Genomic DNA, 4,759 nt, shown 5'->3' with positions numbered 1-4,759 from the left:
TCTCCCGTTTCGAGGATATCCGCCTCCATTTCCGGCATTCCGGGGCCGTCATCTCGCACGTGGACCTCAATCCACTCGTTTTCCAACTCGACGAGTTCGATCTCGACTGTAGCGTTATCGTTCAGCTTCACGGCATTTTCTACCAACTCACGGATAGCCTCTCCGAGCGTCGTCTGTAGCTGCACCGACCCATCGCCAGATATCTCAGTCAGGATCGTTGCGTCCTCGTGTTCCTCTCGGATTTCATTAACGACCTCTCCGATCAGTGGGCCAGCCTCTGTCGTGGCTGCCCCACCACCTTCCGGATTGAGGACTTGTTTTATCTGTTTCATTTTCTCTATCATCTGCCCCCACTTGTCAAGAATCGGTTTGACGGTCTCGAACTGTTCCGCCCGTTTTTCTGCGTCCGTCTCTCTGCTCATCAGCTCTGTCCAGCCTCGGACTTTTGTCAAATCGTTCCGCATGTTGTGTCGCATCACGCGCTGCATGACGTTCAAGTGGCGACCATACCGCTGCTGGGCTGTGATATCGCGCCCCTCAGCAACGAGTAGGGTAATCTCGTCGTCTTCATCTGTCACGGGTTTTATCGAGAAGTCGATTGTTGCGAAGCCGTTAGCGCCCCGCACTTCCGTTTCGTAGCGGACGAAATCCCCGCCTGAGGCTCGCTCAATTGCGTCCTGAACCCGATCGTAGACTGTCTCGGAGTGTGTCCACCACTGGGCTTCATAAAAGGGGTTCCCGACGACGTCGCTGCGCTCGAACCCGCCGAACTCGAGGGCGGCGTCGTTGACCTCGATGACCGTCCCGTCGGTGTCCAACAAGCCCGTGAACTGGAACGTCTGGTTGAAAATGCTCTCGAACCGCCGAGCACGGTCTTTGGCTTCGGTCACATCCCTGAGGTAGACGATCACTCCGTCGATGGCGTCGTCGTCAAGCATGTTCCGGTATCGACTTTCGATATTGAACCACCCGCCATCCGGAGATCTGAGTCGACACTCTGCGGTGACGCTTTCGGTTTCCTCAACCGAGCTAAAGAACGCCTCCATCGCGTGCTCGCGTCCGTCTGGATGAACGTAATCGAAGAGGTTCTCGCCAACGAGGGCGTCGGGGTCGTAGCCGAACACCCGCGTCACCGACCCGCTGGTGTAGGTGATTGTCCCGTCGGGATCGAGGACTGTAACGACGTCCTCGGACTCTTCGACGAATCGCTCGGTTCGGCGCCGTTGGCGACGGCGTTCGGTCATGTCGCGGACGATCACCGCATACCCGCGAAACACCCCATCGTCGGATTCGAGCGGCGCGTACCGGACGTCGGCGTAGAACTCCGACCCGTCGGCGCGAACTCGCCACCCCTCGTCGGCGCTCTCACCGGCGAGACGCGCCTGTTGTATCAACCGCTTCGGCAGGCCGGACTCGCGGTCGGACTCAGGATGGAGTTCAGCCATCGACATTCCGACCGCCGCGTCACCGTCGTACCCAAAGAGGTCCTCGGCACCGGTGTTCCACGTTTGAACGATTCCGTCCTCGTCGACGATGAGAAAGGCGTACTCGTCGACGCTCTCGGTTAGCAGGCGGAACTGTTCGCGTTCCTCATACAACCGCTGTTTGCGGCGCACTTCATCGGTTACGTCTTGCTGGACACCGATGTGGTTGACCAATTCGCCGTCATCGTACACCGGCGTCACCGACAACCGATTCCAGAACTGCTCGCCGTTTTTGCGGTAGTTCCGCAGGTCGACAGTCACCGGTTCCTCGGCGGCAATCGCCTCACGGAGTTCGTCAAGCGCCTCCTGATCTCTATCGTCTTCTTGGAGAAATCGACAGTTCCGTCCGAGTGTTTCCTCTCTGGTGTAGCCGGTCTGTTCGACAAACCCGTCGTTAGCGTATATCAGCGGATTGTCCTCGCGGTCGGGATCGCTGATCGTGATCCCGACGATAGCCTCGTCCATCGCTCGCTCTTTCAGTTCGAGCTCTCTCTTCCGCTCCTCGAGTTCGCGCTTTCGCGCTCGCCGCTCGGTAATGTCCCGAACGGTTGCGACCGTCCCGACAAGTTCAGCTCCGGTAGCCATCCGGTTCGTTATTACCTCGAAGTATCGGGTGGAGCCATAAACTTCCACAGGGACAGGATCCGTATCCTCAAGCTCGGTATTCGGACTGAACGACCGCTCGAACGCCTCAATAGTCGTAAGGTCAGTATCGGTCGCTGAGTGTAACTCCTGTCCCTGCGTGTTCGTTTCGACGAGTTCACCGTCAGTATCGTACACGAACGTCGCGTCGTCGGCTTCCTCGAAGAATCGTGAGCGGGCAGACTGCTCGATCTGTCGGAAGGGTTTCCCAACGAACACTAACACTCCCGCGAGAAACGCGGTCACACCGACCGGTTCGAAGCTCAATCCCAGCATAATAGGCGGTAGTAGCTCGGTCGGTAGCGTGCTGACAGCCAACCGCGGTATGATCGGTGACAGCGCGAGGACTCCGAGCGCCCCGAGACTCCCAGTTGGAAACGCCGATTCACGCAGCGTCGTGAGCAACCAATAGAAACTGAGTGCCACGAGTGCGTACGTGAGCGAGAACGAGACCCAGTAGAACAACTGCGGTTCAACCACGAGGTGTAGATACGGGCTTTGCTGTAGTTCCGTCGAGACGTACAGTCCGTACAGCGGGTTCGTGAGCTTAACGATGAGGAGCCCGAGATAGGTGCCGACAGCGAGTCCACGGTAACGTCGGTCGCGATGGTATGACCGACCGGTGTACGCGGAGATAAAATACATCCATGCACCCACGCCCGTGAGCCCCCAGATGAGTCCCCCAATGTAGAGCGCGTTGCTAAGCGACTCGCTGGTGGTAACCAGCCCAAGCGCTTGGAACCCCAGCCACAATCCGTTGGTAAGGAGGACCGCTCTGAGCCCGAGCTGCGTATCTCGTCGCCGCAGCCGTGAGCCGTACGCAGCACCCACGAAGCAACTGACCGCAATCCCGGTGAAAATGAGAAAAAGCCCCCAGCGACCCGTACTTGGGTCCCCTGAGATGGTTAAGAGTGTGTAAAAAGTTTGCATACTATCTAAAATAGATGAGTTGTTTTATCAATTGCGGAATGCGAGACCGTGAGCGCAAGATTCGCAAGCGCATTCTATCAGGTGGTTCAGGATTTAGATGGAGAAATAAGCAGTTCCATTGCTGACTACATCCTCTGTATCGGTCACGCCGACCGTGTCAGTTTCAATATACAACGGTGCTAGTGACCTCTGTGGTGCTTATAACTATCGCGCAAACCGACGGACAGCACAGGGATTAAACGGATTCTTTGAAGCAGTGCAACGAAACCCCCGCGAGTCTACTTCTATCTCAACCGCCGTTTTCAGACGTTTCAGTGGCTCTATTGTCCGCTAACAGAAGCAATACTGGATTCGGGCAGAATTCGTTACGAGTCGTGCCGACATCCACACGGCGACGATACAACTTAGTATATACGGACGCAAAGCATCTGTATATGTCTGATGCGGATACCGCAAATGGTGACGATGGGCCCGAGATGGTCCAGATCAATCTCCGACTCAGCAAAGCGTTCCTCGAAGACATCGATACGACGTGGCAGGAACAGGGGTTCAACTCCCGGAGCGAGTTCCTCCGTTACGCTGCCCGAGACGCGGTGAAACATCCAGAATTTTCCCGCGAGGGGTGGAAACAGATCGCGGCGAGCGAGCACGATCTCCGTTCGGGCGACGCCGAGCTGGTCTCTCGTGAGGAAGTCGTCGAGATGATGGATCGAGACGAAAATGACGAGTGAGGACGACTGGACCTGGAAATTCACGCCGCGAGCTGCGGATCAGTTCGACTCACTCGACCCACACGTGCAGGACCGCATCGTCTCGAAACTCGACCAGGTGGTCGAGTCGGAGTGGCGCGACCCCGACGAGTACCTCGAACCGCTGACCGGCGGTCCGTTCGCGAAACTCCGCGTCGGTCAGTATCGGCTCGCCTGCATTCTCGACCGGGGTGAGTCGGTGCTGGAGGTCCATCGGATCGAACACCGAAGCGGTGCCTAGCTGACGACGACTGACGGAATCCGATCTGCAACCGAACGACAGCACGGGGATTAAACGGATTCTTTGAAGCAGTGTAACGAAACCCCCGCGTTTTAATTTCGGTGGAAAAATCGACTCGCGTCACAGCTTCGATCTCCGCCAGGTCGGGCTTTAGATACGGCTGACCGACCGACGAAAGGTCCAGTTCGTCTGCAATAAGCGCGTACTCATCGAGGCTATGTGGACTCAAACAACCCACTGTTGAGGTCGGAACTGCGGAAGCGCCGGGCAGTTAGAGGGCGCGGCGGCGGGCACAATACATGTCCGGGCAAGAACACAATCCTCTAAACAGATTCTTTGTGGTTGATGTCTACACCCCATCGACGGGCGGACATGGGAACTTCCTCGAGACGTTTGTCTCTGTCCACTGCGGGCATCTTATCGAAACGAGTTGGCATATATTTATCATATTTGAATACAGAGCCCCGGAAATCAGCAGGACGGCCCTGATCAGTACGGATTTCATTACCCACAGTGGAACAGCTTTCGAGTTCTGAACCTCCAGTGCGTACAAATTAGTGAGAGATTTAATATATCTCTCAGCTGGCGGTCATGTTGCGAAATGAGAGTGAACTGTTATTTTCGTGAAAGTCCTCGTTTGACTGCTGAGCGAATTATCCGGTATCACGTGAAGATACTGTGGTGACCGTACCCGCACAGGAATATATTGCGTA

General features: G+C 56.2%; 3 protein-coding genes. 2 read left to right on the top strand and 1 reads right to left on the bottom strand.

Annotated features, from left to right (window positions below; genetic code table 11):
- Positions 1 to 3,056: PAS domain S-box protein (locus DJ74_RS15225; RefSeq protein ID WP_141212724.1), on the bottom strand; the 3,056-nt coding region annotated here is incomplete at its 3' end.
- A 434-nt stretch (positions 3,057 to 3,490) separates the two neighbouring features.
- Here DJ74_RS15225 and DJ74_RS15220 point away from each other — a divergent pair.
- Positions 3,491 to 3,787, top strand: a complete 297-nt coding sequence (locus DJ74_RS15220) for a ribbon-helix-helix domain-containing protein (RefSeq protein ID WP_094524420.1) — start codon at positions 3,491 to 3,493, stop codon at positions 3,785 to 3,787.
- On the top strand, positions 3,777 to 4,046 hold the full coding sequence (locus tag DJ74_RS15215; protein ID WP_094527789.1) for a type II toxin-antitoxin system RelE/ParE family toxin: 270 nt from the start codon (positions 3,777 to 3,779) through the stop codon (positions 4,044 to 4,046). The genes DJ74_RS15220 and DJ74_RS15215 overlap by 11 nt, the downstream gene beginning before the upstream one ends.
- Positions 4,047 to 4,759: the final 713 nt, after the last annotated feature.

The organism is Halorubrum sp. Ea8 (assembly GCF_002252925.1).
In the GTDB taxonomy this organism is placed as follows: Archaea; Halobacteriota; Halobacteria; order Halobacteriales; family Haloferacaceae; genus Halorubrum.
This window is presented reverse-complemented; position numbering and strand designations above follow the sequence as displayed.

Bases quoted from the DNA above. Each gene is read 5' to 3' on its own strand.
- DJ74_RS15220 (WP_094524420.1), top strand. From the start codon at position 3,491: ATGTCTGATGCGGATACCGCAAATGGTGACGATGGGCCCGAGATGGTC.
- DJ74_RS15215 (WP_094527789.1), top strand. From the start codon at position 3,777: ATGACGAGTGAGGACGACTGGACCTGGAAATTCACGCCGCGAGCTGCG.